The sequence below is a fragment of the Sneathiella limimaris genome (assembly GCF_012932565.1).
In the GTDB taxonomy this organism is placed as follows: domain Bacteria; phylum Pseudomonadota; class Alphaproteobacteria; order Sneathiellales; family Sneathiellaceae; genus Sneathiella; species Sneathiella limimaris.
In genome coordinates, this window is record NZ_JABBYJ010000001.1 from 948,823 (window position 1) to 975,737 (window position 26,915).

A 26,915-nucleotide genomic window follows, 5' to 3' on the forward strand; every position below is an offset into this window, starting at 1 on the left:
GGAGCCCCTCCTCTTGGTACAAGCAGTTCTGAAATCCTCCCTTTGGATTGCTCTTCTGGTCAGCGTCTTGACGCTGGGGGCGGTGTTTGTCGCACAATATGGCTTTGATTTGCAGCCCTGTGTTCTCTGTGTTTATCAACGCTGGCCCTATGCGGCAGTTATTGCGATCTGCCTTCTGGCAGTCCTTTTGAAAAACCAGATAGCCCAGATCTGGTTTAAGCTTCTAGCGGCTATCGCGTTTGCTACCACGGCCGGGATTGCTGCATTTCATGTGGGGGTGGAGCAGAAATGGTGGAAAGGCACATCTTCATGTTCTGCAGATTCCATACCCGTTAAATCTCTCGCCGAATTGAAGGCGCAAATCATGGCGGCGCCCATTACAAAATGTGATGAAATCGCCTGGGAAATGTTTGGTATTTCTATGGCTGGATATAATTTCCTTCTAGCTGTTGTGATGGTAGTTTTTATGCTGCTATCATTGCGTCAGGAACGCTAGTTGACCTGCGGCATTGATCTGGAGAGTTGTGATGAAAAACGGATCTGAAAAAACCACTCCAAAATTTACAGGCGAAGGCCGGCAGCCGGGTGATTTGAATAAAGAAGAGCTTCTGGATCGGATCATTCGGGTCGACCATGCGGGCGAGTTCGGTGCTGTCCGAATTTATGAAGGCCAGTATGCGGTGCTCAAAAATACAGATCAGGCCGATACCATTAAACATATGATGGAGCAGGAAGTTGTTCACCGCGAAGCCTTTGAAAAACTGATCGGTGATCGCCGGGTGCGGCCAACAATCCTTTCACCTTTATGGAATGTGGCCGGCTTCGCGCTCGGCGCAGGAACGGCAATGCTCGGGAAAGAGGCTGCTATGGCCTGCACGGAAGCTGTTGAAGAGGTTATTGACGAGCATTATCAGCAGCAATTGGATCAACTGGGCGAAGATGAAGCCGAATTGAAGGCGCAAATCCAGAAATTTAGAGATGAAGAGATTGAGCATCGGGACATAGCGCGTGAAAAAGGGGCCGCTGAGGCCCCTGGCTATGAATTGCTGACCGGTGCTGTGAAGGCCGGATCAAAACTGGCGATCTGGCTATCCTCCCGCATCTAAAGTAATTTAAAGCCCCGTTTTTCTAGGGGAAATCGCATCTTATGACTGAAATGGCTGCGAAGCTCTGACGTCCTTTTGAGATGCTGAAGCGATATTCATTTGCGCCAAACACAAGACTTTTATGAATGGGAAGGGTTCCAGAGACCTTTTCCGCTTTTCCGCCCAGTTGGGTAAAGGAAATTGTGACAGGCTTTTCTGGATCGTACCAGGCTTCCGGCTTGCCTTCAGTATTCAGAGTGGGCTGGCCTTCACCGCTAACGGTCACTGAGCCATCTCCCAGACTGATTGAATTGTCTGGTGAGCTGTAAATCGGTGTGTTGACGATAAAGCGTTTTTGTTCAGCCGTTTCATCACAGTTGCTCTCATTCTGTGCAAGGGTGATGAGGTTAATCAAACGTGTGGGGTCCATACCATCGTTCAAGCGGCTTTGAACGAGTTGTAGAATTTCCAAGGTCGGACCTTTTGGGATTTCTGTTTCATATTTATCACGCCAACCACGAGCTTCGGCCAGAGCAGCACTCTGCTTATCCATGGCGGAGCGGATTTTCTCGTTTAGGTTGGTGTTTTCCTGAGCCAGAATATTGACCTGATCCTGGGAATTGGCAACCCGACGGTCCGCTTCAGCTTGACCCTCGAAATACCCATATGCGCCCGCTCCGCCCAACAGGCAGATGTAGAAAACAAATTTGAAAAACTTATTCCGGCGATCGCGCGCCTTTTTCTTTTCAGAAAGACCAAGTCCGTAGTTCATATTTTTGTCACGCTTACAGGAAAAATTCCGCTGAGTTGAAAACAGTCAATGTATTACCGACTGAATACAAGAAAGGCAATAGATGTCCTCGTTATACCAGTGGAAGGTATGACTAAGTTCTATTCTAGCAACTCAATATCCCAATAGAGGAAATCTCGCCAACTTTCATGTAAGTAGTTGGGCGGAAAGTGTCGACCCATTTCATTCAAATTTTCTGAGGAGGGAATATAGGGCTTTACCTTGGGATACATATTTGCATCTTTGGGCAGACGTCCACCCTTGATCATGTTGCAACGGGCGCAAGCCGTTGTGATATTCTCCCAACTGGTCTGACCTCCTAATCGACGTGGCATTACGTGATCAAAAGTCAGGTCTTCACTTGATCCGCAATATTGGCAGTGAAAGCCATCTCTGAGAAACAGATTAAAACGGGTAAAGGCGGGTTGTCGCCGACGGTGAACGTACCGCTTCAAGCAAATAACACTGGGAAGTTTCATCTCAAAACTGGGTGAATGAACGACCCGGTCATATTCAGAAACGATGTCGACACGATTGAGAAAGACAGACTTCAGGGCATCCTGCCACGACCACAGCGATAATGGGAAATAGCTGAGGGGACGATAATCGGCATTTAGAACCAACGCCGGAAATTTTTCCGCAGACGCTAACACTGATCACAAGCCTCATGTAAGCATTAGTGATATCTATAGTTTGGCGCGTTATGGATAAAAAATCAAACCCTAATACAGTATTTTGTGTTAAGAATTTGTGACCCTACTGTATGTCGGTATATTCAATATTGAGGGGTCGGCTTTTGCGTGTTTCGAACAACGTCCGAATAATAGCGCCAGAGAATCTGTGCCGCGACCGTTCGGTATGGGCTAAACGGTTCACCAAAGCTGTCCATCTGGGCCAAGTTCGGCCGCTCTGGCAGCTTTTTGAGATGTTGATAGGCCGCTTGTAAGGCAACATCACCTGCTGGCCAGATATTCAATCGGCCAAGGCAGCTAATTTGATAGATTTCAGCTGTCCAGCGGCCAATTCCTTTTACTTGGATCAGGGCCTCCAATGATTGTTCATCGGTCATTTCGTGCAGCAGATCAAGCTCCAACACACCTTCCAGAATATGCTCGGCGAGAGAGTGACAGTAGCGGGCTTTTTGCCGGCTAAGGCCTAGGGCTCTTAGCTCATCCTCGGTGAGGCTAATGAGTTGTTCTGGCGAAAATGGAGTAATGGCATCTGATAACCGCTTCCAAATGGCCGCCGCGCTGGCAAGTGAGACCTGCTGTTCGACAATAATTTTTGCCAATTGTTCAAAAGTCGCAGGCCGTTTTCGGCTGGGGATTGGAGAAATAACGGTTAAGGCTTCCCGAAAATCAGCATCCGTTTGCTTGATTAAGCGGATAGCCTCTTCAAAGGATTCCGACATTTGGTTTTATTGGGTAGTTGTTGCGGACGCTGCCGTTTGAACGGAGAGATGACAGTTCATGGCAACGCCGGCGCGCGCGATCGGTGCGAGTTCGTTTTCGTCTTTTTTCGAGATATCTTCAATATCGGGTCGGATGCCGACGCCATTAAAGGATTTACCGCCGCCGGCAGTAAAGCGTCCCGTCGTAAAACGAAGGCCACCACCGTTATCCAGGTTATAAAGGGTCTGCATGGTGCCCTTGCCATAGCTTTGTTCACCGAAGACCTGAGCCCGTTTTTGATTTTGCAGGGCGCCAGCGACAATTTCAGCAGCAGATGCTGAACCTTTGTTCATCATGATCAGGATTGGCTTGCCGTTGATGCGATCTCCATCTTCAGCATATTCTTCAGAAAACTCAATGCCGCGATTTTCGGCTGCGAAAATGTTTCCTGAATTCATAAATTCATCCGCAATATCAACTGCTGCCGTCACCAGGCCGCCTGGGTTATTGCGCATATCCAGAATCACCCCACAGAGGGAGGAGCCGAGTTTCGCCTGGAACACACTCAAGGCTTCGTCCACACTATCGGCGGTTTTGCGGTTGAAGCTATGGATGCGGATATAACCCACGTCACCGTCAACACGATACTCGACAGGGTCGAGATCAACATCTGAACGAACCAGGCTCAACTGAAGCGGTGTGCGAACATTTGGCCGAACGATGGTGAGTACAGCTCTTGTTCCGCTGGGTCCCCGTAATTTTTCCACTGCTTCAGCCAAAGTCATATTGGTCAGTGGTTCACCATCAAGGTGGGAAATAATATCGTTGGGTTGAACACCAGCTTCATATGCCGGTGAGCCTTTAATCGGGGTAATGACGGTTAATTTGCCGTCTCGCATTTCGATGCGGACACCAAAGCCGACGAACTTGCCTTCAAGGCCGCTTTGGTACCGTGAATAAGCATCAGGGCTCATATAGGCGGAATAAGGATCCAGTGATCCCATCATTGCGTTCAAGGCCTCTGTCAAAGGCTCTGCTGTATCTGTTTCCGACTTACTGATACTTTTGACCGCTGCGTCAATGAGTTGATCGGCGCTGACCTCATCGACATAACGATCCTTCACTCTGGAAAGAACCTGCGCAACGACCTCACGATCTTTTGCCGCAACAACCCTTGCCCCATATTTTTCGGAATATGCCTGTTCAAATCGATCCAGTGCGCCTTCGATCGTTCTGTCCTTGGCAAAGGGCAGAGTGCAGGCAGTCAAAACGAGGACTGCGTTGGCTGCGATCAAAAGTTTTCTAAACATAGGCACGCTGACGCAATTAATAAACTCTTAATAAAGCTAGCCATTCCTAATGTAGGATGCAAGCTTTCCTGTTTATATTTCCGGTTTTAGAAGGTTTTTTCTAAAAATTGTGGTTAATTCCCGCCCGTTTATGGTTAAAGTTCCGCGCATGAGCACAATTACCCGTTTTGCACCCAGTCCTACAGGTTACTTACATGTTGGACATGCGTACTCCGCCAGCCTCGCCTTCGAACAGGCCATGAAAGCTGGAGGCCGATTCCTTTTAAGGCTGGAAGATATCGATCAAACACGATGTCGCCCAGAATTTGAAGCCGCGATTTATGAAGACCTGGCTTGGATTGGCCTGAAGTGGGAGGAGCCCGTTCGCAAGCAGAGTGAGCATTTTGAAGATTATCAGGCACTGCTCGAAAAGCTTCATGACCGGGAACTTATTTACCCCTGCTTTTGCACGCGCAAAGAAATAGCGGCGGAAATCGCGAGAAGCCCATCCGCACCTCACGGCCCAGATGGTCCAGTTTATCCTGGGACCTGCAAGCATTTATCTGCCTTAGAAATTGATCAGAATTTCAGCGAAGACAAACCTTACGCATTGCGCCTCAATATGGAGAGGGCGCTGGATGCAGTATCTCAGGATTTGTTGCGGTTTGAAGAAGTCGGCAAAGGCATAATTCAATGTGATCCGGCTCGATTTGGGGATGTTGTCTTGGCCCGCAAAGAGACGCCAACCAGCTACCATCTCGCGGTGACATTTGATGATGCCTTGCAAGGTGTGAACTTGGTGGTGCGGGGACAGGATTTGTTTGAGGCGACCTATTTGCATTGCCTGCTTCAACATCTCTTGTCTTTGCCAACTCCCAGATACTTGCACCACGGTTTAGTATCTGATTTGAAGGGGCGGCGGCTCGCCAAGCGGGATAAATCAGCCACAATCCGCGATATTCGAGAGCAGGGATACTCGCCCGAAGAGGTCAGAAAGCTGATCGGGTTTCAAGAGAAAACTTAAAAACGAATTCCCCAATCTGTGTTAAGCTTAGCTAAATCAGGTTAGGGGAAGTGAGTTTGAAGTTTTTAGTTTATCTAAGCTGTTTCTGGATACTTGCGGCGATAACCGTCTTCGCCCCTACGTCTTCATCTATCTCACAAGAGCAGGGCTGCCAGCGGATTGTTGCTTCCGGACCCCCTGTTTGGCCACCGCATATTCTGTTGAATGCGCAAACGAATATACGCTCTGGAACAGCTTTTGAATTGTCAGAACACATCTTTTCCGATCTTGGGGTTGAGTTCGTTCAGGATCAGGTGAAGCCCTGGAAGCGTGTGCTTCGGGATCTGAAGGCCGGGGAAATCGACCTGATCGTAACATTATTGGATGATGTGCAGCGGCGACAAAATTTTGAGTATTCCATCGCTTGGACGAACGATGTCTATGGTGTTGTCTCCAGAAAAGGGACTGAATTTCAATATAATGGGGTGGAAAGCCTAAAAAATTATATGGGTGCCTATTATTCGGGTATTCGCTTGCCGCCTCCCCTCAATAAAATCAAGGGTAGTGAGTATACGGTTGCACCAGTCTCGGTAATCTCGAACCTTTATCGGATGCTTGATGAGGAGAGGGTGGCGTATCTTGTTGTATCAGTGGATTCTTTCTTCAGACTGATGCCTGAGGAATACTCACGGGATAATTTTGTCATTGTGGAAGCTTCCAAGGTCAGTTTGCCTGTTTACATGGCCTTCTCAAGACAATCACCTTGTCGAAAGTATCTTCCACAACTGAATACCGCGCTCGAGACTTATAAAACTCAGTCCAAGAAAAACCAAAGTCCGGATAACTAGACCGCTGTTTCGGGCATAGTGAGAGGATCCAGTTAATCACCGGCTTTGAGGGAGGGGAAATAATGGAAAGTTTGGTTACACCAATATACGTCGCTTTGATTGCGATTTTGATGGCAGTGTTATCTTCGCAAACAGCCATGGCACGGCGACGCAACCGGATTGCTCTTGGTGATGAGGGTAACGCAGAGTTGGTTCTGGCTTCAAGGAGGTTTGGGAACCTCATTGAGTATGCACCCATTATGCTTTTGTTGCTCTTTTTTATGGAATTGCAGGGTATCGCGTCAGTTTGGCTCCATCTCTATGGTGCTGTTTTTGTTTTGCTTAGGATTATTCACGCGATCAGCCTGTTCGGGACATTAAAGGTGCCCGAATGGAAGCGCATTGGCAGGACAATATCTGCAGGTGGAACCATGTTAATGCTGCTAATTGGGGCTGCAGTAAACTTGATTGCAGCCCTCGGATAGCAGGTGACACTTAAGCGGGTTCGCTTTCGGATCTGAGGACGATGTCGACCATGTCGGACATGATCCCTTCCATCTCGAAATCTTTGGGCGTGTAAACAGCACTGATCCCTTTTTTGAGAAGGGCTTCCGCATCGTCGCTTGGAATGATGCCACCGACAACGACCGGGATATCATCCAGACCTGCTTCTTTAAGGCGTTTCACCACATCCTCAGCAAGTGACAGGTGGGAGCCAGACAAAATGGACAATCCGATCATATGAACGGATTGATCTTTTGCAGAATTGACGATCTGCTCAGGTGTCAGGCGAATACCCTCATATACAACGTCCATGCCACAGTCGCGGGCGGAGACAGCAATTTGTTCGGCACCGTTGGAATGGCCATCCAATCCAGGTTTTCCGACAAGAACTTTAACCGGCCGGCCAAGTTTGCGACCTGCTTCTGCAACTTTGTCCCTCAGCTGTTCACTAGACCTTGGGTTGTTGCTCGGTGCTGAGCTGACACCTGTTGGTGCGCGATATTCTCCATAAACCGTCCGAAGTGCTTCGGACCATTCGCCCGTAGTTACGCCTGCTTTGGCGGCTTCAATGGACGGCGGCATGATATTTTTACCGCTAACAGCAGCCTCTTTCAGGGCCTTCAACGCCGCATCGACTGCCTTCTGGTCCCTGCTGGCGCGCCAGGCATTCAGACGTTCAATCTGCTCGGCTTCTGCTTTCGGATCGACGGTCATGATCCCGCCGTCCCCTGCCTGCGTTAGCGGGGAAGGGGTGCTTTCAGTGAATTTGTTCACACCGACAACAGTCATTTCGCCGGAAATGACAGACTGAACCCGATCTGTGTTTGAATGAACCAGAGCTTCTTTGAGATACCCGGTTTCAACCGCAGCAACTGCGCCGCCCATCTTCTCAATCTGGGCCAACTCGTCACGAGCGGCGGCTTTTAATTCTTCAACTTTCCTGTCGATCTCAACAGATCCATCAAAAATATCGCCATATTCCAGCAAGTCTGTTTCGAAGGCGACGATTTGCTGCAGGCGCAAGGACCATTGCTGGTCCCAAGGGCGCGGCAGTCCCAAGGCTTCGTTCCATGCTGGCAACTGAACTGCTCGTGCCCGTGCCTTTTTGGAAAGGGTAACGGCCAGCATCTCCAGCAGGATGCGGTAAACGTTGTTTTCCGGCTGTTGCTCTGTGAGGCCGAGGGAGTTCACCTGAACGCCGTACCGGAAGCGGCGGAATTTCTCATTTTCAACGCCATAGCGGTCTTTCAGGATTTCATCCCAAAGATCCACAAACGCCCGCATTTTGCACATTTCAGTAATGAACCGAATACCAGCGTTTACAAAAAAGCTGATCCGGCCGGTCGCTGCGGGAAAATCTTCTGCGCTGATCTGACCTGATTCTTTAACGGCATCAAGGACAGAAATGGCTGTCGCCAAAGCAAAGGATAGTTCCTGAACCGGTGTCGCACCGGCTTCCTGAAGATGATAGGAGCAGACGTTGGTTGGGTTCCACTTGGGCACTTCCTTGTAAGTGAAGCTAACCACATCTGTAATCAGCCGCATACTTGGGGCCGGCGGAAAAATGTAGGTCCCGCGGGAGAGATATTCCTTGATGATGTCGTTTTGAACAGTTCCCTGAAGCGCCTTGCGGTCAGCGCCTTGTTCTTCTGCAACAGCGATATATAGAGCAAGCAACCAAGCGGAGGTCGCGTTGATCGTCATTGATGTGTTCATTTTTTCGAGCGGGATTTGATCGAACAATGTCCTCATATCCCCAAGATGACAAATCGGCACTCCCACCTTGCCAACTTCCCCTTTAGCGAGGACATGATCCGAATCATAACCGGTCTGTGTTGGCAAATCAAAGGCAACTGATAGGCCGGTTTGCCCTTTTCCGAGATTCGTCCGATAGAGTTCATTGGACGCTTTTGCAGATGAATGACCTGAATAAGTCCGGAAGAGCCAAGGGCGGTCCTTAGGGGCTGCAGTTGGGGAATCAGGGGTTCCTGTAGTCTCTCTGCTCATAATAATCTTTCGTCAATACACATCAATTGAGTTGGTTATTTCTTATTTTTCATCCAACACGTAATATCATAACTTTGTTTTGCGCTGCAAAAAAAACTTGCACTCCCAGGCAAGGTTTGTAATCTGCCCATTATTAACGATAGAGACGCAATTAGCGAAGAAAAAAATGATGCGCTGCGGTATAGTGACTGTAGCGAGCAGGTTCTGGGACCTGCACTGTACTAGAGAAGAGGAATTGAGTGATGTCTGCGAGTGAAGCTGTTACCCCAACTGAAAACGCTGCTGAAGGGTCTGGTGCCCCTCTCAAGGATCTGTATGAGATCGGTGAAATCCCCCCAGTTGGTCATGTGCCTTCCAAAATGTACGCATGGGCAATTCGCCGGGAACGGCAGGGTGAGCCAGAAAAGGCAATGCAGGTTGAAGTGGTCGATACACCAGAACTCGATTCCCACGATGTACTGGTCCTCGTGATGGCAGCAGGCGTCAACTACAATGGTGTCTGGGCGTCACTGGGTGCGCCGATCTCTGTCTTTGATGTTCACAATGAACCTTATCATATTGCGGGCTCTGATGCGTCTGGCATCGTTTACGCCGTCGGTAACAAAGTGAAGCGCGTTAAAGTCGGTGACGAGGTTGTTGTTCACTGTAACCAGGACGATGGTGACGACGAAGAATGTAACGGTGGCGATCCAATGTTCTCTCCTTCCCAGCGGATTTGGGGTTATGAGACACCTGATGGATCTTTCGCGCAGTTCTGCCGCGTTCAGGACCGTCAGCTGATGCCACGTCCAAAGCATCTGACTTGGGAAGAAAGTGCCTGCTACACGCTGACACTCGCAACAGCTTACCGGATGCTGTTTGGTCACCGTCCACATATTCTGCGTCCAGGTCATAACGTTCTGGTTTGGGGTGCTTCCGGTGGTCTCGGATCATTTGCGGTGCAGATTTGTGCGGCTGCTGGTGCGAACGCTATCGGCGTGATTTCTGATGAATCCAAACGGGATTTCGTCATGTCCTTGGGGGCCAAGGGTGTTCTGAACCGAAATGATTTCGATTGCTGGGGTCAGTTGCCGACAGTGAACGGCGAAGGTTTTGGCGAATACATGAAGAAAACCCGTGAATTTGGTCGCGCTATCTGGGACATCACTGGCAAGGGTAACGATGTTGACTTCGTTTTCGAACATCCAGGTGAGTCTACGTTCCCAGTGTCCTGTAATGTTGTGAAACGTGGTGGTATGGTTGTCTTCTGTGCAGGTACAACCGGCTTTAACCTGACAATGGATGCTCGTTTTGTGTGGATGCGCCAGAAGCGTATTCAGGGTAGCCACTTTGCAAACCTGAAACAGGCGTCGCAAGCAAATAACATGGTGATTGAGCGTCGGATTGATCCTTGTATGTCAGAGGTTTTCCCATGGGATGATATTCCTCGGGCCCATACAATGATGATGAACAACCAGCACAAACCAGGCAACATGGCCGTGCTTGTCTCTGCTAAATACCCAGGTTTGAGAACTTTGGAAGATGCAATGGAAGCCGGGAACTCTTGACGTTCCCGGAAAATCCATTAGGAATAGCTTCCAAAAAACAACAAAAGTGAAAATCACATGACGACACAACCAACCAGTCTAGTTTTAGACAGGCTCGACGAGCTTTGTGCAAACTCTTTGGAATCTGCTGAAAAATTCAAGCAACAGGCGATTAATGCTGTGGCTGCCTTCACGCGCGGTGAAGATGGCCGGATCAGCTCTCGCCTGGTAGAACAGAACCAGTATGCGACACACGGACTGGCCTGGCTTGTCACCTATGTGGAAACCTTGAAGGAAACTTTGCGGTGGTCCCATGATCTGGTGTCTGAAGGCAAGAGCGGTGAGCTTGAACAGCTAATCCTGCAAGCTGGCTTTGCTGAATATCTGGCCCAGATCAAGGGCGGCATTCCGATGACACTGGGTGAAATTATTCGGCCGGCTGATCTCGGGATTGAGGCATCTGCCGTCGAAGAATTTGAAACTGACGCGGTTAAAACCCTCATTGCTGAAGGGTATTCCCCTGCGGTTCGGATGCGGATTGCCGAATTGGTTGCCGAAGGTATGGATACGGGGCATTTCGGTGACCCTTGTCTGGATGAAACTTATTCCATGATCCGTGACCAGTTCCGTCGTTTCGCGGAAGAGGAAGTCCTTCCTTATGCCCATGAATGGCATTTGAAAGACGAACTGATCCCACGCCCTGTCGTTGACAAGATGTCTGAGCTTGGGGTTTTTGGTCTAACCATTCCGGAAGAATATGATGGTCTTGGCCTTGGCAAGATGTCCATGTGTGTGGTGTCTGAGGAATTGTCCCGCGGCTATATTGGTGTTGGCTCCCTCGGTACCCGGTCTGAAATTGCGGCAGAATTGATTTTGGCCGGTGGCACAGAAAGCCAGAAGCAAAAATGGCTGCCAAAGATTGCAACCGGCGAAATCTTGCCAACTGCGGTCTTTACTGAGCCGAATACAGGATCTGATCTGGCATCTTTGAGAACACGTGCCGTGAAAGACGGGGATGTCTACAAGATCACAGGGAACAAAACCTGGATTACGCACGCTGCCCGCGCAGATGTCATGACTTTGCTGGCACGGAGCAATCCAAACGAGCCAGGCTATAAAGGCCTCTCGATGTTCCTTGCTGAAAAACAGCATATGACTGAGGATGAGGATTTCCCAACGGAGGGTATGACCGGCGGTGAAATTGAGGTTCTCGGCTATCGGGGAATGAAGGAATATGAGCTTGGCTTCGATAATTTTGAAGTGAAGGCTGAAAACCTGCTGGGTGAAGAAGAAGGCAACGGCTTCAAGCAATTGATGCAAACCTTTGAAAGTGCCCGTATTCAGACAGCTGCCCGTGCATTGGGTGTTGCGCAAAATGCCATGGAACTGGGTCTTCGCTATGCGCTGGACCGCATTCAGTTCGCCCGGCCAATCATTGAATTCCCACGTGTATCTGGCAAGCTTGCTTTCATGGCAGTTGAGATCATGATGGCCCGTCAGCTGACTTATGCGTCTGCCCGTGCGAAAGATGAAGGGCGTCGCTGTGATCTGGAAGCTGGTATGGCAAAACTCCTCGGTGCCCGTGTTGCATGGAATGCGGCAGACAACGCGTTGCAAGTCCATGGCGGCAACGGTTTCGCACTGGAATATCCGATCAGTCGCGTTCTTTGTGATGCCCGCATCCTCAATATTTTTGAGGGCGCTGGCGAAATTCAGGCGCAGGTGATTGCAAGACGTCTTCTGGAAGGGGCAAACTAAGCCTTTTCTTTCCCAGAAATGATGAAAAAGCGGGTGCATGTGATCGCATCCGCTTTTTTTATGCTTGTACCCAGACCCTGATATTTTTACCCTCATTTTATCATGCAGGTTGAACGTCAAAATATGAAAACCACCCCTTACTGGTGGGAAGCAGCACCAAGAGAAGAGCCAGCGGCTGAGCCTCTGCCGGAAAAAGCCGAAGTTGTTGTGATCGGCTCCGGTTTTACGGGCCTTGCTGCTGCGTTGGTTGTGGCCAGAAGTGGCCATGATGTTCTGCTGTTGGAGGCTGGCCGTCTTGGGGAAGGTGCCAGTTCCCGAAACGGGGGAATGGTGGGCCCCAGTTTTCATAAACTTGGTATCAAGGGTCTCAAGGCTAATTACGGGGAAACAATTGCCAATGAGATCTTGAAAGAAAGCGTTGGTTTCGTCGACTTTCTGGCGAATTTTCTCACTGTCGAGAATATTTCAGCCGATTTTAAACAAACTGGGCGTTTCCGCGGGGCGCTTCGGTCGGAGCATTACGCGAGCATGGCACGAGAGTTGGAAGCGTTGCAAAAGGCTTGCGGTGTTAAAGGGCACATGGTTTCCCCCGGCGAACAGCATCTGGAGACCGGATCCTCCCTTTTTCATGGGGGTGTTGTTTATGAATTGGATGGGGGGTTGCATCCGGCAAAGTATCATGCGGGGTTATTGCAGACAGTCCAAAAAGCAGGTGTGCGTATTCAGGGAGGAACTCCGGTTGAAGATATTCGAAAAGAGAATGGTCGGTTTTTGGTCGTTACGCCATCCGGTGTGGTAACCACTGAAAAAGTGGCAGTTTGTACAAATGGCTATACAGGTAAGGCACTGCCTGATTTTCGCAAAAGAGTCCTGCCGCTTCGAAGTGCAATTTTGGTAACCGAAGAGTTGCAGCCAGAGCAAATTGAGAGGCTAATGCCGCAACGGCGGATGTATGGGGATAGTCGCCGACTTGTCGCTTATTACCGGACAACGCCGGACAATAAACGCATCCTGTTTGGTGGGCGGGCTTCCGGTTACAAAGACAGACCCGCGCATAACTTGCAAATCCTCAAATCCTCCATGGCGGAGGTTTATCCTGAGCTCTCTAAAGTTGAGACAGATTATCTTTGGTCAGGTCTTGTTGCCTATACCTTTGATCACTCTCCTCATATCGGAAACTTGGGGGATCTGTATTATGCCATGGGGTATTGCGGCTCGGGCGTGGCAAGGTCCACATATTTTGGCACCAAGCTGGGTTATAAGATCATTGGTGATCAAGAAAATGGCCGAACGGCGTTTGATGATCTGCCCTTCGAAGGAAAATTCCTTTATTCCGGCAATCCTTGGTTCATGCCGGGGGTTCTTTTGTGGCAACGCATCGCTGATCGGTTGGGTCTTTAACCTATTCCGTGACCCGTTTTCGGGCCTCTCTCTTTTCGGCTGCATTCAGCGGTGAAAGCTGTTCTGAATAATTAAATCCCAAGACAGCCGTGATGGTTGCGCCTAACAAAACCAGTATCCAGCAGAGGTAAATCCAAATCAGGAAAAGGGGCAGGATTGCCAGCGCACCATAAATCGCTTCATAGGTAGGAAAGGCCAGCAGGTAAAGTTTGAACGCAGTTTTGCTTAATACAAACAGGCTCGCCGCAATAGAGGCACCAATAAGGGCATGAAGCGCACTGACTTTTCGGGTTGGAACAAGACGGTAAAGCAGAAACAGGATGCTCAAGGTGACTAGAAACGGCACCATGAAGTTGAAGTATTCAACATATTGGTCAAAGGAAATGCCACTTGCCTGTTCTGTCCAGTTGCTCAGCCACTTCACAAGCGTCAGGCTACTGGCAAGGGCGATGGGTCCCGCCGCCAGCATCAGTAAATAGGCAAATAGCCGGATGAACACATTTCGTGAGGTGGTGGATCGCCAGATCTGACGAAAACAGCCTTCGATATTCAGAAATAACAGGATTGCGGCCAATGCCAGTCCGACAAAGCCCAGATAAGTCAGCTCTTTCGCATTCACCACGATATCCTGAAGGATATCATAGGCGGAGGTAATTGTTGTGGGGAGCAGGTTATCAAACAGGAAAAAAACGATGTCTTCCTGAAAGGTATAAAAAGCATCCAGATAAGTCAGTAGGGAAACAGCCATAACGGCTAGCGGGACAACCGCAAGAAGGGATTGATAGCTCAAAGCTGTTGCCATCCTGAGACAGTTCTGGTTGACGAAATGCAGCGCGCATTCCTTTACAATATACAGAAACTGTTTGAGCAGGCTGATCATTTCTGACCTTTAAGTCTTTAGAAATTTCGGATGACGACTTTTACTCAACCCTTACACAACATTAATCTCCCTGACCCCTTTGCCGGTGAGAAGCCGCTCAAAGGAGAAGCAGGACAGATCCAGTGTCTGATAGTTTTGAAACAAGATCAACTCTGCGATTGCGCGTCCAACGGCCGGGGACTGTTGCAATCCATGGCCTGAGAAACCATTGGCAAAGATAAAGTTTGGCACTTCTGGATGAGGGCCAAGAACAGCGTTTTGATCCAACAGAGTATAGGCATAATGTCCAGCCCAGGCGTTTTCCATTTTGATGGCTTCGAAGGCAGGAACGCGGTGGGCCAGAACCGGCCATATATCGTTGTCAAACCAGTCATAATTAACATCAAAATCCAGACAATCCGGATCTTCATCCGGTCCGGGGGATCGTCCTGTAATAAACTGGTGACCCTCTGGTCTGAAATAGAGGCCACTGGGATCGATGGTTAGGGGGCAAGGCCCAACCTCTTCACGGCAACTGAAGGAGAATATAAACCGTTTTCGGGGTCGGACAGCCAGATCCAGCTCTGCCATTTTGGCAATCTCTGCCGCTCTTGCCCCTGCTGCATTGACAAAAACGCTCCCCAGCACGCTGTCCCCTGATTTCAGAGTGGCTTTTTCGATTTTTGAGCCGTTTTTGACCAGATCGAGGACCTCATCCTTCAAATAAGTGACGCCCTGAGAGATCGCTTTCTTCCGAAACGCTTGGTTGAGGCCATAGGCATCGAGCCACCCTTCCCCTTCAAGTCCAAGTGTCCCGCCAGCCAGGTCAGAAACATTCATCCAGGGATAGGAGGTTTTGAGATCTTCAGGGTCCAGAAGGGCTACAGGAACACCTTCGCGTTTCTGGACTTCGTGATTGTTATAGAGGATTGGGATTTGATGATCCTGAGCGAGAAACAGGTACCCACCTTCTGTGTAGCTCACATCAACTTTTTCACCCTCAATTCCGAGGTGGTCCGTAATATTGCGTAGAAATTCCACAGCGAACTGCGACATGCGAATATTTTCAGGCGTTGAAAACTGCAAGCGAACCCCGCCAGCGGATCGGGCTGTTGAGCCGAACTGGTAACTGCTGTCTTTTTCAATAACCGCAATTTTGAGGTTTTGCTCAGTATTCCGGCTGAGAAAATAGGCAATCGCAGATCCGATGACACCGCCGCCAATAATTACAATATCATAGCTATTTTCTGACATTCACATTCCCGACGTGTCATAATCCCGATATAATTTGGTAGGAAAGGCTCCCTTGGTGAGGGGCCGAATATGTGATAAGCGGAAGAGATGATCAACTATTTCATTTTGGCAGCCGTTGCTGCGACTGCGCTCGTCGTTCTTCTCGGTGTCCTTAATATGGGCCGGTCCGGTGAAAAACGCGGAATTACAAGTAATCGACTGATGCGTCTTCGGATTCTCTTTCAAGCGATTGCCATTGCCCTTGTCATGATTGGGCTGGCTTTTGGGATGAAGGGAAGCTGATGGCATGGTGAAACTCACCAAAATTTACACGCGCGGCGGAGATAAAGGGCAGACATCTCTTGGAAACGGTCAGCGGGTCTCAAAAGATGATGCGCGGGTTGATGCCTACGGGGATGTGGATGAGCTGAATGCGATCCTTGGGATTGCCCGGCTTCACGAAGATGAAAGCGCGGCAAAGATTCTCAATCGGATTCAAAATGACCTTTTTGATTTGGGCGCTGATCTCTGTACGCCACATGAAGAGAACCCAAAATATCCGCCTCTTCGGATCGTCGAAGCGCAGGTTACCTGGCTGGAAGAGGTGATTGATTCGCTAAATTCAGAGTTGTCCCCGCTAAATTCCTTTATTTTGCCTGGTGGATCAGCTTTTTCTGCGCATCTGCATCATGCGCGTACCGTCTGCCGGCGCGCCGAGCGGCGAATGGTTTCACTCGCAACTGTTGAAAATATTAATGAAATTTCAATACGTTACGTCAATCGGCTTTCAGACCTGCTGTTCGTCATGTCACGATTTTATAACCAAAAAGGGGCGGCAGATGTTTTGTGGGTCCCAGGGGCGAACAGATAGGGTTTAAACCCAAACCATCATCGGGTAAAAGAGCGGCTGGGGCGACTAAGGAAAAAGGTTTTGCGCATCGTTTGACAGAATGTCATTTGCTAATTATTGTGCAGCGCCGAAAAAGAAAGTTAAACGCTCCCCCTTAACGGATGCAGGTGTGTGAGTATCTGTAGGACCGAAGGGCCATCAGGCTTGGAGAAAACCGATCCATGAAAGTTCTCGTCGCTGTTAAGCGTGTCGTAGACTACAACGTGAAAATCCGCGTAAAAGCGGACAACACAGGTGTAGATCTCGCCAACGTTAAAATGTCAATGAATCCCTTCGATGAAATCGCTGTCGAAGAAGCGCTTCGTCTTAAAGAAGCTGGTAAAGCAACCGAAGTTGTTGTTGTTTCCGTCGGCCCGCAGGCTGCTCAGGAAACCATTCGGACTGCTTTGGCCATGGGTGCAGACAGAGGTGTGCTGGTCAAAACAGATGACTCTGTTGAGCCGCTCGCTGTCGCTAAAGTTCTGAAAGCTGTCGCTGCAGAAGAAAATCCTGATCTTGTTATCGTTGGTAAACAGGCCATTGATGACGACAGCAACCAGACAGGTCAGATGCTTGCAGCACTGACAGGCTGGTCACAGGGAACATTTGCTTCTGAAGTTGACCTTGGCGAAGGTACAGTGAAGGTTACCCGTGAAATTGACGGTGGTCTGCAAACTGTTGACCTGAAATTGCCAGCTGTTGTGACAACAGACCTGCGGTTGAACGAGCCACGCTATGCGTCTCTGCCAAACATCATGAAAGCCAAGAAGAAACCAATTGATGAAAAAGAAATTGGCGATCTTGGTGTTGATGTTGCACCGCGTCTGACAACACTGAAAGTGACTGAGCCTCCAAAACGTGAAGCTGGTGTCATGGTTGAAAGTGTTGAAGAACTTGTCAAAAAACTTAAAGACGAAGCGGGAGTTATCTAATGACTGTACTGGTTTATGCTGATCATGATAATGCCGCACTGGGCGCCGCTACCCTGAACACAGTAACTGCTGCGTCTCAACTCGGTGGTGATATCCATGTTCTGGTCGCAGGCTCAGGCTGTGCGGCTGTTGCTGACGAAGCTGCAAAAGTCGCTGGTGTTGCCAAGGTTATCCTTGTTGACGATGCCCTTTATGCAAATGCTCTGGCTGAAAATGTTGCAAGCCTGATTGTGGGTCTGGCTGGCTCATACGATGCGATCCTGGCGCCAGCAACAACTGTTGGTAAAAACGTTCTGCCACGGGTTGCTGCTCTGCTGGATGTTGCTCAGATTTCTGAAATTACTGAAGTTGTATCGAACGACACATTTGTTCGTCCAATTTACGCTGGTAACGCGATGGCAACAGTTCAAAGCTCTGACGCCAAGAAAGTTATCACTGTTCGCGGTACTGCTTTTGCTGCTGCCGATGCCGAAGGCGGTTCAGCCTCAGTTGAAAATGCATCTGCGGCTGAAGATGCAGGCCTTTCCACATTCGTTGGTGAAGAACTGTCCAAGTCTGAGCGTCCTGAACTGACATCTGCGAAAATCGTTATTTCCGGTGGTCGCGGTATGCAGTCTGGTGACAACTTCCCACTGATCGAAGCTGTTGCAGACAAGCTGGGCGCCGCTGTTGGTGCTAGCCGTGCTGCGGTTGACGCAGGTTTCGTTCCTAACGATTACCAGGTTGGTCAGACCGGTAAGGTTGTTGCGCCTGAGCTTTACATTGCCGTTGGTATCTCTGGTGCTATTCAGCATCTGGCAGGTATGAAAGACAGTAAAGTTATCGTTGCTATCAACAAGGATGAAGAAGCACCGATCTTCCAGGTTGCGGATTATGGACTGGTCGCTGATCTGTTCAAAGCGCTGCCAGAGTTGGAAGCAGCACTTTAATGGCTTGTGTTGTCGGTAATTGCGAAGCTATGATCCTCTGTCACAATCCAAGGCAGGATGATGCGCGATGATTAACAAGGTTGGTGTAATTGGTGCAGGCCAGATGGGCAATGGTATTGCTCATGTCATGGCGCTGTCAGGTTTTGATGTCTACTTGAAGGATGTCGGTCAGGAACAGCTTGATCGGGCCATCAGTGTCATCGACAACAATATGCAGCGACAGGTCGGTCGGGGAAAAATGGATGATGCGGACAGGGTTGCGGCTCTGGCTCGGATCAAGCCAGTTCTGACGGACGATTTCCTTGGGGAAATTGATCTTGTGATCGAAGCGGCAACAGAAAACGAGGAAATCAAGAAAGCCATTTTGGCGCCTCTTGGTCCTCAACTGAAGCCAGAAGCAATTATTGCAACGAACACATCCTCTATTTCTGTAACCCGGCTTGCGGCGGTCACCGATCGCCCGAGCCAGTTCATGGGAATGCATTTCATGAACCCGGTTCCCATGATGAAACTCGTGGAACTGATCCGGGGTATTGCTACCAGCGAGGAAACTTTCCAACTGGTCCGGGACTTGACGATGAAACTCGGCAAGACCCCAACGCCAGCGGAAGATTTCCCGGCCTTCATCGTGAACCGTATCCTGCTGCCAATGATCAATGAGGCGATCTACACTCTTTATGAAGGGGTTGGATCCGTTCAGGCAATCGACAGTGCGATGCGGTTGGGTGCGAACCATCCGATGGGTCCATTGCAGCTTGCAGACTTTATCGGTCTGGATGTCTGCCTGTCCATCATGCAGGTTCTTTACGAAGGTTTGGCCGATACAAAATACCGTCCATGTCCACTTCTGGTGAAATATGTAGAAGCGGGATGGTTGGGCCGTAAAGCTAATCGCGGGTTCTATGATTACACGACGGAGACACCTACTCCAACCCGGTAATGACTGGGATGTAATCCAAGCTGAAAATTTAGCCCTGCCAGCTTCTAGTTTGGCAGGGCTTTTCTTTTGTATTTATCCTGGCTCCAGATGGAAACGAGGATGATACCGGGTGTCAGTAGGAAGATACTGACCCAAACCCAGATGTTCACTGCCTCTCCCAATAGCAGGAACCCGAGAATTGCAGCGATGCTGGGAACACCTGACATAAAGGCTGCGGCTGTCGGTGCACCGATCTGGCGTACGGCAAAGGCTACCAGCAACAGTCCTATAAGAGTGGCAATCATGCCTTGATAGACAGTTTGCAAGGCAATATCCAGAAAGCTGGCTTCACTGAAGCCGGACGGCAAGAAGAAATACCAGACCGGTAAAAAGAGCGCGCAGTTGACGATGGAGGAGCAAAAAAGGATTTGCGTTGGAGTTAGCAGCCAAAGCTTGGACACAACCATATAAAGGGCAAAGAAAAGCCCTGACAGAAGGAATAGCAGATCCCCAACCCACACATATTGGCCATAGACGTCGGAGCTGCCAAATAACGTTATGGAGGCACCTATTGTAATCAATAGTCCGCCAAGGAGTTGAACACGGTTTGGATGCTCCTTGAACCAGATCCACCCCAAAAACAGAGTAATGGCAGGAAGCGAGCCGTTCATGAAAATACCGCCATGGGCTGCCGGCGCCAGTTTAAAGGCATAACAAACAGCCAGCACATAAGGGATTCCCGCAAGTTGTGACGTAATGAGTGATTTTTTCAGGCCGAGAGATCGCCAGGGTCTGTAATAGAGTGCGACCGGCAGAACAAAGATGCTGGAGACCCCAAACCGAAGAAGTGTAATGTCGTAGATCGTAAGCGCTGACTGGGCACCAAAACGGGTTGTTACGATCCAGCCGGACCACATGAAGACAATGGCGGTGATGGCTGCAAATCCAAGGATTCTTTTGGTCGGCATGGGGCGACTTTCACATTACTCATTATTATTGCGCCCGGTGAACTCTACCAGGTTTTTATGTCTCTTAAGGGAAATCTTGAAGTCTGTACAGGGAAAGAGGCAAGTTTGTTGCGGATCAGTTGCTGACGGGCAGCAGTGGCACATAGGCAATATAGGAAATCGTATTGGTGATCAGGATAGAGATGATCATCACGGCCAGCAGAATATACCGATGAATATTGGCTTCAACCCGGGATTTGACAGCCCTGACCGTCCCAAAGTGACCGGAAAGGAAAGATGTGATTTTCCGGATTTTGAGTACCTCGGTATGTTGCCAGATCTGGAAAATCAGCAGGATGGAAATTGCCATGGCACTTACGAGAAATGAAATAATCACCAAGGCTCGATGGACACTAGGATCAAGCTGGATCAAATGGCCGGCGGCGACAATTATGATCTGAGCAAAGCAGGCCGCAGCGAGTGTGCGCCATTGTCTTGTTTTGGCATAGAGGATGGTTCGCGTACTCTCCCGGTACAATGCCAGCATTTCAGCGTGGGTGTTGTCGTCAAGAGAAGATGGCTCCAGGTCCTCTTCCAAGTCATCATCAAAGTCTTTGCTCATCCGTTCAGTGTATTCGTTAAATATCAACAAAATCTAAACTTGGAATATTGTCGATCCTGGATGAAATTAGACAAATAAAAAGCCAGCTTTATTCAAAGCTGGCTTTTCAAATAAGGTCAGAGGACTTTAGACGACTTCAAACAGAGCCGCCGCACCCATTCCGCCACCAATACACATGGTGCAAACCACGTATTTTGCACCCCGGCGTTTGCCTTCAATCAGGGCGTGACCGGTCATGCGGGCACCAGACATGCCATAAGGGTGACCGATGGAGATAGCGCCGCCATCCACGTTGAGCAGTTCGTTTGGAATGCCCAGCTTGTCACGGCAGTAGACAACCTGCACTGCGAAAGCCTCATTCAGCTCCCAAAGGCCAATATCGTCCATTTTCAGGCCATTGCGCTCCAGCAGTTTTGGAACAGCGTAAATGGGGCCAATACCCATTTCATCAGGTTCGCAACCAGCGACAACCATGCCGCGGTAGATGCCCATTGGCTCGATATTGTTTTTCTCTGCATATTTCGCGTCCATGATGACGCTGGCAGATGCACCATCGGATAGCTGGCTCGCGTTACCAGCTGTGATGAAGCAATCTTCACCTAAAACTGGTTTCAGGTTCGCCAGATCCTCGATGGTAGTGCTTGGACGGTTACCTTCATCCTTTGTCAGGGTGACTTCTTCTTCAAGAGTTTCGCCTGTTTCCTTGTTGACCAGGAGTTTTGTCGTGGTCATTGGAACGATTTCCTGATCAAAGCGACCAGCTTCCTGACCGGCTGCTGTGCGCTGCTGGCTTTGCAGGGAATATTCATCCTGCTGCTCGCGGGTGATACCGTAGCGTGTGGCAACAGTTTCCGCAGTTTTCAGCATTGGATCATAAATCGCGGGCTTGTTTTCGACCAGCCACTCGTTGGCCAGGCGGAATTTATTCATGTGGTCATTCTGAACCAGGCTGATGCTTTCCAGGCCACCGGCAACCATAACCGGAACCTTATCAACGACGATCCGTTGCGCAGCCATTGAAATGGTTTGCAGACCGCTGGAACAAAAGCGGTTGACGGTCGCACCTGATGTAGTGATTGGCAGACCGGCACGCAAAACAGCCTGACGGGCAATGTTGCTGCCGGTTGCACCTTCAGGGTTGGCAACACCCATCAGAACGTCTTCGACCTCTGCGGGGTCGATACCAGCACGTTCAACGGCGTGTTTGATGACATGGCCACCCATATCGGCACCATGAGTATTGTTGAAGGCTCCGCGATAGGCTTTGCCAATTGGGGTTCTTGCGGTAGAGACGATAACGGCTTCAGCCATCTGATCCTCCTGATTGATTTTTGTTTGTTGTGGGGTCGGCACCCGTTCGGGAAAGTACCTTATAACCCTTGCTTAGACTTGAAAAGCAAAGAATCTGAACCGGTTGTTCAAATTTATCTGTTTTTACAGGTTTAAACGATTTCCAGCACATCTTCTGGAGGGCGACCGATGCGAACCTTGCCGTTATTGATCACAATGGGTCTCTCGATCAGTTTGGGGTTTTCAATCATCGCTGTGATCAGATCGTCCTCGCTTAAGCTGTCATCCGCCAGGTTCAGGTCTTTATATTCAGCTTCCTTTTTGCGCATAAGATCGCGGGGCTGCATATTCAGCTTGGCCAGGATGTCTTTCAGCTCTTCCTTGCTGGGCGGTGTCTTCAGATATTCGACAATTGTCGGGGCGATGCCCTTGTCTTCAAGAAGAGCCAATGTTTGGCGGGATTTGCTGCACCGAGGGTTATGGAGAATTTTGACCGTCATACCGTTGTCTTCCCTGTGACTTAATTTCGTTCAAATCAAATTGATTAACCAGTTTGTGATATGGATAACTTGCGCACGTCTGGTGAAAAGAATATGTAAAGGCCCATGACAATAGAGACAACAGAAAATAGCCGTGCAGGCCTGACCCATGGGGCCTCTGCACTGGATAGCCGTAAATATGTGCCGGGACTAGGCTTTTACACACTCCTCAAAAAGGAAGTGCAAAGGTTCCTGAAAGTTCCGCTGCAGACGGTCTTTGCGCCCATGATGACAACCCTGTTGTTCTTGGCTGTGTTCACGCTCGCCTTTGGCGGAAACAGTCGCTATGACGGCGATATTGCGTTTGCCACGTTCCTGGCGCCCGGCCTGATTATGATGTCTGTCATTCAGAACTCATTTGCCAACACCTCTTCCTCTTTGGTGATTTCGAAGGTTCAGGGAAATATTGTTGATGTTCTGATGCCGCCTCTAAGCGCGCTTGAGCTGACTTTGGCTTATGCCCTTTCTGGTCTTGCCAGGGGACTGGTTGTCGCCCTTGCGGTTGCCTGCAGCATGTTTTTCTTTGTCGATCTTTCCGTTCATTCCTGGGCTGCGGTTCTCTTCTTCCTGGTCGGGGCAGGCTTAATGCTGTCCATGCTCGGCATTATCGGGGGGATCATTTCTGATAAGTTTGACCATATCGCTGCCGTGACCAACTTTGTGATTATGCCGCTCTCATTTTTGTCTGGGACTTTCTACTCGGTCGAGCGGCTGACAGGTATCTGGTATACCATCAGTCACATCAATCCGTTTTTCTACATGATTGATGGGTTTCGGTATGGATTTATTGGAACTGCAGACAGTTCTCAAATAGTTGGCGCCCTTGTTGTGGGTGGGCTCAACCTCTTTTTATTCTGTGTGATCTGGTTCCTGTTCCGACGAGGATATCGTCTGAAACCCTAAAAACTTCCAGTTATTCCACTTATTCTACATTTAGCGGAAGAGTTTGATTGACAGGAAACCTCCTCCTGTCAATACTTCCGCGCTTTCCGGGTCGTTTTCTGGGGTAAAAACCAAACGACCCATTTTCTGTTTGTAAAAGCGATCAGCTTATTTATTGGAGAAGGCAAATGATATCACCGTTGTTATCGAACTATGCCCCTGCAGATCTCTCTTTTGATAAAGGGGAAGGCGCATACCTGTTCGGGAATGACGGCCGACGATATCTCGACTTTTTTGCCGGTATTGCAGTGACGTCGCTGGGGCATGCCCATCCAAAGATTACGGAAGCCCTGTCCAAGCAGGCGTCGAACCTGATGCATATCTCCAACCTGTTCCGGATCCCGGGTCAGGAGGAGCTGGCCAAGAAGCTGGTAGACAACACGTTTGCTGATGCCGCCTATTTCTGTAACTCGGGTGCTGAGGCGAATGAATGCGGTCTTAAAATGATCCGCAAATATTTCAGCACGAATGGTCAGCCAGAACGCTACCGGGTCATTGCCTTTGAAAATTCCTTCCATGGACGGACATTGGCAACCATCGCGGCTGCTGGTCAGGACAAACTGCTGGAAGGTTTCGGCCCGCCAATGGACGGATTTGATCATGTCCCGGTTGGGGATATTGAAGCTGTCAAACAGGCAATTACACCTGAAACCGCTGGTGTTTTGATCGAACCCATCCTTGGAGAGGGCGGTATCCAGGTTGTGGAGCCAGAGTTTCTGCGTCAATTGCGAAAGCTGTGTGATGAGGAAGGTCTGCTTCTGATGTTTGATGAAATTCAAACCGGAATGGGCCGGACTGGCAAGCTCTTTGCCTATGAACATCTGGGCATTGCACCGGATATCATGAGCTCTGCCAAGGCACTTGGAAACGGCTTTCCAGTTGGTGCTTGTCTGGCTGTTGAAAAGGTGGCGGTTTGCATGACTGTTGGAAGTCACGGCTCTACTTATGGCGGTAATCCCTTGGCGATGGCAGTTGCTGGGGCCGTTGTCGACATCATGACAGAAGATGGCTTCATGGAACGGGTTCAGCAAACCGGCAATCATTTACGTCAGGCCTTGCATGGCGTTGTCGATCGCTATCCATCTGTAATCGAAGAACTTCGGGGAGTTGGGCTGCACTTGGGCTTGAAATGTAAGGTCGAAAACGGGGCCTTGATCCAAACCCTGATCAAGCATGGTGTGCTCACTGCAAAAGGCGGCGATAATGTTGTTCGCCTGTTGCCGCCGCTGATCATCGACGAAGCTCAGATTAATGAATTTATCACAGCGCTGGAACAGGCGTGTGAGGAGTTGTCATCATGACCAACCCAATCCATTTCCTTGATTTGCACGAAGTCTCAAAAGAAGACCTCAGGACAATGATTGACGATGCCCTTGCCGTGAAAAAGGCGCGGGCAGGTAAGCCAAAAGGAACCCGTGATGAAGGCCGTCCACTGGACGGTCATACGCTGGCATGCATCTTTGAATTCCCATCAACCCGGACCCGTGTTTCCTTTGATATGGGGATGCGCCAGCTGGGCGGCGATACGCTTGTTCTCAATAGTGATGACATGCAGCTTGGCCGGGGGGAGACAATTGCCGATACCGCCAAGGTGCTCTCTCGGATGGTTGATGTGATCATGCTTCGCACGGACAATCATCAGAAACTGAAAGACCTGGCGGAGAACGCATCTATCCCGGTGATCAACGGACTTTCCAACTTTAGTCATCCTTGTCAATTGATGGCCGATGTCCTGACGTTTGAGGAGCATAAGGGCAACATCAAGGATCGCGTTGTCACCTGGAGTGGCGATGGTAATAACATGGTCACCTCGTGGATCCACGCAGCGGGTCAGTTTGGCTTTGAGCTGAGAATTGCCTGCCCTGAGGAGCTGTCACCAAATCCGGTTGCGCTGGATTGGGCGAAAGAGGTTGGGGCCGCTGTTCACGTCACGCGTGACCCTGAAGAGGCAGCCAAGGGATCTGATTGTCTTGTCACTGACACATGGGTGTCCATGGGTGATGATGTGGGTGCCCGTCACAATCTGTTGAAACCCTATCAGATTGATGAAAAACTGATGGAAAAGGCAGCAAGTGATGCCATATTCATGCATTGCCTGCCCGCGCATCGGGATGAAGAAGCGACTACGGCTGTCATGGACGGCTCGCAATCTGTCATCTTTGATGAAGCGGAAAATCGCCTTCATGCCCAAAAAGCTGTATTGCGATGGTGTCTGGGCAAAATCTAGACGCAACTGGAACTTTTTAGGGGACCCCCAATGTCAAGCCCGCAAAAAACCCAGGTTATTGCAGATAATCTGATCCAACCCTTTCAGATGGCCGAAGCCGGCGTTCGGGGGCGTGTTGTACGTCTCGGATCGGTGGTTGATGATATCCTGAACCGGCATGCCTACCCGGAAAGCGTTGCCCGTATGCTTGGGGAATGTCTGGTGCTGGCGTCCATGTTGGGCGGTGCCCTGAAATTTGATGGTATTTTCACAGTCCAAAGCAAGGGTGATGGCCCGATCTCCATGCTGGCGGCTGACATGTCCACGCCTGGTGATCTTCGGGGCTATGCGGCGTTTGATCCAGAAAAACTGGAAGCCGCTGCTGACAAACTGGCTCAGGCTGTCGTGCCGCGTCTTTTGGGGAAAGGCTATATCGCTTTTACAATTGACCCGCGAAAAGATCCGGAAAATCGGTATCAGGGGATTGTTGCCCTTGAAGGCGACAGCCTTGCGGAATGCATGGAAAATTATTTTGCCCGCTCGGAGCAGATTGAAACCCGCCTTAAAGTCTCTGTTGCAAAACAGGATGGGAGATGGCGGGCCGGTGGGCTGATGATCCAGCGTCTGCCTGAGGACAGCGGTCTGATGGTGCGTCAGGAAACCGCTGAGGAACATTGGCGCAATGCCGAAGCGCTGGCCTCAACCGTAACAGATGAAGAGCTGACCCACACCCGTCTTCGGGCCTCTGAACTCCTTTATCGGTTGTTCCATGAGGATGGTGTCTGGCTCTATGACGTTGTCGAATTGCAGGATAAATGTAGCTGCAGCCGGGAGCGGGTCCTCAATACATTGATCTCTTTCTCGCCTGAGAATGTGGATGAGATGGCGGATGATGGACAGATCCAGGTTGATTGTCAGTTCTGTAGCGCGCAATATGTGATCACGGTTGATCAGGTGAACGACGCCCGGCCAACCGCTTCATAAATTTGCCCTAATTAGGGCTGATTTTACAGGCGAAACAGACGGC

Annotated in this window: 28 protein-coding genes; 17 read left to right on the forward strand and 11 right to left on the reverse strand. The window is 49.7% G+C overall.

Annotated features, from left to right (window positions below):
* Window positions 1-13: 13 nt before the first annotated feature.
* Window positions 14-496, forward strand: coding sequence for a disulfide bond formation protein B (locus HH301_RS04570; protein WP_169567068.1), 483 nt, complete (start codon window positions 14-16; stop codon window positions 494-496).
* Between the two features lie 31 nt (window positions 497-527).
* A complete protein-coding gene (locus tag HH301_RS04575) occupies window positions 528-1,106 on the forward strand; it encodes a demethoxyubiquinone hydroxylase family protein (protein ID WP_169567070.1) in 579 nt (192 codons plus the stop codon).
* Window positions 1,107-1,128: 22 nt separating this feature from the next.
* Here HH301_RS04575 and HH301_RS04580 read toward each other — a convergent pair whose 3' ends face one another.
* The 4 genes from HH301_RS04580 to HH301_RS04595 form a co-directional block, all read right to left on the reverse strand.
* Entirely contained in the window at window positions 1,129-1,857 is a 729-nt protein-coding gene (locus tag HH301_RS04580; RefSeq protein WP_169567072.1) for a hypothetical protein, read from the reverse strand.
* 119 nt (window positions 1,858-1,976) lie between these two features.
* Window positions 1,977-2,528: an HNH endonuclease gene (locus HH301_RS04585; protein WP_169567074.1), complete on the reverse strand. Its 552-nt coding sequence runs from the start codon at window positions 2,526-2,528 to the stop codon at window positions 1,977-1,979.
* Window positions 2,529-2,650: 122 nt separating this feature from the next.
* Complete coding sequence (locus tag HH301_RS04590; protein ID WP_169567076.1) at window positions 2,651-3,286, reverse strand: DNA-3-methyladenine glycosylase family protein; 636 nt, start codon at window positions 3,284-3,286, stop codon at window positions 2,651-2,653.
* A 6-nt stretch (window positions 3,287-3,292) separates the two neighbouring features.
* Complete coding sequence (locus HH301_RS04595) at window positions 3,293-4,576, reverse strand: S41 family peptidase (protein WP_169567078.1); 1,284 nt, start codon at window positions 4,574-4,576, stop codon at window positions 3,293-3,295.
* 148 nt (window positions 4,577-4,724) lie between these two features.
* Here HH301_RS04595 and gluQRS point away from each other — a divergent pair, with 148 nt between their 5' ends.
* From gluQRS to HH301_RS04610, 3 genes are all read left to right on the forward strand, one after another.
* Window positions 4,725-5,579 carry a tRNA glutamyl-Q(34) synthetase GluQRS gene (gene gluQRS, locus HH301_RS04600; RefSeq protein ID WP_169567080.1) on the forward strand — a complete coding sequence of 285 codons (855 nt, stop codon included), beginning with the start codon at window positions 4,725-4,727 and terminating at the stop codon, window positions 5,577-5,579.
* Window positions 5,580-5,635: 56 nt separating this feature from the next.
* On the forward strand, window positions 5,636-6,406 hold the full coding sequence (locus tag HH301_RS04605) for a substrate-binding periplasmic protein (RefSeq protein ID WP_169567082.1): 771 nt from the start codon (window positions 5,636-5,638) through the stop codon (window positions 6,404-6,406).
* A gap of 62 nt (window positions 6,407-6,468) precedes the next feature.
* Window positions 6,469-6,870: an MAPEG family protein gene (locus HH301_RS04610; RefSeq protein WP_169567084.1), complete on the forward strand. Its 402-nt coding sequence runs from the start codon at window positions 6,469-6,471 to the stop codon at window positions 6,868-6,870.
* Between the two features lie 10 nt (window positions 6,871-6,880).
* On the opposite strand, the gene HH301_RS04615 is transcribed toward HH301_RS04610, so the two are convergent.
* The gene (locus HH301_RS04615) at window positions 6,881-8,896 is read right to left on the reverse strand and encodes a protein meaA (protein ID WP_169567086.1); all 2,016 of its coding nucleotides are present in this window, start codon (window positions 8,894-8,896) and stop codon (window positions 6,881-6,883) included.
* A gap of 242 nt (window positions 8,897-9,138) precedes the next feature.
* Between HH301_RS04615 and ccrA the strand changes: the two genes are divergently transcribed.
* The 3 genes from ccrA (at window position 9,139) to HH301_RS04630 (ending at window position 13,581) form a co-directional block, all read left to right on the forward strand.
* Window positions 9,139-10,443 (forward strand): crotonyl-CoA carboxylase/reductase, encoded by a 1,305-nt coding sequence (gene ccrA / locus HH301_RS04620; protein ID WP_169567088.1) that lies wholly within the window; start codon window positions 9,139-9,141, stop codon window positions 10,441-10,443.
* A gap of 57 nt (window positions 10,444-10,500) precedes the next feature.
* Window positions 10,501-12,180, forward strand: a complete 1,680-nt coding sequence (locus tag HH301_RS04625; protein ID WP_169567090.1) for an acyl-CoA dehydrogenase family protein — start codon at window positions 10,501-10,503, stop codon at window positions 12,178-12,180.
* Between the two features lie 123 nt (window positions 12,181-12,303).
* Entirely contained in the window at window positions 12,304-13,581 is a 1,278-nt protein-coding gene (locus tag HH301_RS04630; RefSeq protein WP_169567092.1) for an NAD(P)/FAD-dependent oxidoreductase, read from the forward strand.
* 1 nt (window position 13,582) lies between these two features.
* Here the strand turns inward: HH301_RS04630 and HH301_RS04635 are convergent, their stop codons facing one another.
* Both HH301_RS04635 and HH301_RS04640 read right to left on the reverse strand, forming a co-directional pair.
* The gene (locus HH301_RS04635) at window positions 13,583-14,461 is read right to left on the reverse strand and encodes a YihY family inner membrane protein (RefSeq protein ID WP_169567094.1); all 879 of its coding nucleotides are present in this window, start codon (window positions 14,459-14,461) and stop codon (window positions 13,583-13,585) included.
* 51 nt (window positions 14,462-14,512) lie between these two features.
* On the reverse strand, window positions 14,513-15,694 hold the full coding sequence (locus HH301_RS04640) for an NAD(P)/FAD-dependent oxidoreductase (protein WP_169567096.1): 1,182 nt from the start codon (window positions 15,692-15,694) through the stop codon (window positions 14,513-14,515).
* Between the two features lie 87 nt (window positions 15,695-15,781).
* Here HH301_RS04640 and HH301_RS04645 point away from each other — a divergent pair, with 87 nt between their 5' ends.
* The 5 genes from HH301_RS04645 to HH301_RS04665 all read left to right on the forward strand — a co-directional run bounded on the left by HH301_RS04645 (window position 15,782) and on the right by HH301_RS04665 (window position 19,363).
* Complete coding sequence (locus HH301_RS04645) at window positions 15,782-15,976, forward strand: twin transmembrane helix small protein (protein WP_169567098.1); 195 nt, start codon at window positions 15,782-15,784, stop codon at window positions 15,974-15,976.
* A 4-nt stretch (window positions 15,977-15,980) separates the two neighbouring features.
* Complete coding sequence (locus HH301_RS04650; RefSeq protein ID WP_169567100.1) at window positions 15,981-16,544, forward strand: cob(I)yrinic acid a,c-diamide adenosyltransferase; 564 nt, start codon at window positions 15,981-15,983, stop codon at window positions 16,542-16,544.
* Between the two features lie 200 nt (window positions 16,545-16,744).
* The gene (locus tag HH301_RS04655) at window positions 16,745-17,494 is read left to right on the forward strand and encodes an electron transfer flavoprotein subunit beta/FixA family protein (protein ID WP_169567102.1); all 750 of its coding nucleotides are present in this window, start codon (window positions 16,745-16,747) and stop codon (window positions 17,492-17,494) included.
* On the forward strand, window positions 17,494-18,423 hold the full coding sequence (locus HH301_RS04660) for an electron transfer flavoprotein subunit alpha/FixB family protein (protein WP_169567104.1): 930 nt from the start codon (window positions 17,494-17,496) through the stop codon (window positions 18,421-18,423). The genes HH301_RS04655 and HH301_RS04660 overlap by 1 nt, the downstream gene beginning before the upstream one ends.
* A 67-nt stretch (window positions 18,424-18,490) precedes the next feature.
* Complete coding sequence (locus HH301_RS04665) at window positions 18,491-19,363, forward strand: 3-hydroxybutyryl-CoA dehydrogenase (RefSeq protein ID WP_169567106.1); 873 nt, start codon at window positions 18,491-18,493, stop codon at window positions 19,361-19,363.
* Window positions 19,364-19,407: 44 nt separating this feature from the next.
* Here the strand turns inward: HH301_RS04665 and HH301_RS04670 are convergent, their stop codons facing one another.
* The 4 genes from HH301_RS04670 to arsC form a co-directional block, all read right to left on the reverse strand.
* The gene (locus HH301_RS04670; RefSeq protein WP_169567108.1) at window positions 19,408-20,310 is read right to left on the reverse strand and encodes a DMT family transporter; all 903 of its coding nucleotides are present in this window, start codon (window positions 20,308-20,310) and stop codon (window positions 19,408-19,410) included.
* A gap of 115 nt (window positions 20,311-20,425) precedes the next feature.
* A complete protein-coding gene (locus HH301_RS04675) occupies window positions 20,426-20,911 on the reverse strand; it encodes a hypothetical protein (RefSeq protein WP_169567110.1) in 486 nt (161 codons plus the stop codon).
* Between the two features lie 126 nt (window positions 20,912-21,037).
* Window positions 21,038-22,222: an acetyl-CoA C-acyltransferase gene (locus tag HH301_RS04680; protein ID WP_169567112.1), complete on the reverse strand. Its 1,185-nt coding sequence runs from the start codon at window positions 22,220-22,222 to the stop codon at window positions 21,038-21,040.
* Window positions 22,223-22,353: 131 nt separating this feature from the next.
* Window positions 22,354-22,701: an arsenate reductase (glutaredoxin) gene (arsC, locus tag HH301_RS04685; protein ID WP_169567114.1), complete on the reverse strand. Its 348-nt coding sequence runs from the start codon at window positions 22,699-22,701 to the stop codon at window positions 22,354-22,356.
* Window positions 22,702-22,806: 105 nt separating this feature from the next.
* Here arsC and HH301_RS04690 point away from each other — a divergent pair, with 105 nt between their 5' ends.
* The 4 genes from HH301_RS04690 to hslO all read left to right on the forward strand — a co-directional run bounded on the left by HH301_RS04690 (window position 22,807) and on the right by hslO (window position 26,872).
* Window positions 22,807-23,643: an ABC transporter permease gene (locus HH301_RS04690; RefSeq protein ID WP_169567116.1), complete on the forward strand. Its 837-nt coding sequence runs from the start codon at window positions 22,807-22,809 to the stop codon at window positions 23,641-23,643.
* A gap of 167 nt (window positions 23,644-23,810) precedes the next feature.
* Entirely contained in the window at window positions 23,811-24,983 is a 1,173-nt protein-coding gene (locus tag HH301_RS04695) for an aspartate aminotransferase family protein (protein ID WP_169567118.1), read from the forward strand.
* Window positions 24,980-25,909, forward strand: coding sequence for an ornithine carbamoyltransferase (argF, locus tag HH301_RS04700; protein WP_169567120.1), 930 nt, complete (start codon window positions 24,980-24,982; stop codon window positions 25,907-25,909). Before HH301_RS04695 ends, argF begins: the two co-directional genes overlap by 4 nt.
* A gap of 30 nt (window positions 25,910-25,939) precedes the next feature.
* A complete protein-coding gene (hslO, locus tag HH301_RS04705) occupies window positions 25,940-26,872 on the forward strand; it encodes an Hsp33 family molecular chaperone HslO (protein ID WP_169567122.1) in 933 nt (310 codons plus the stop codon).
* The last annotated feature ends 43 nt before the right edge of the window (window positions 26,873-26,915 follow it).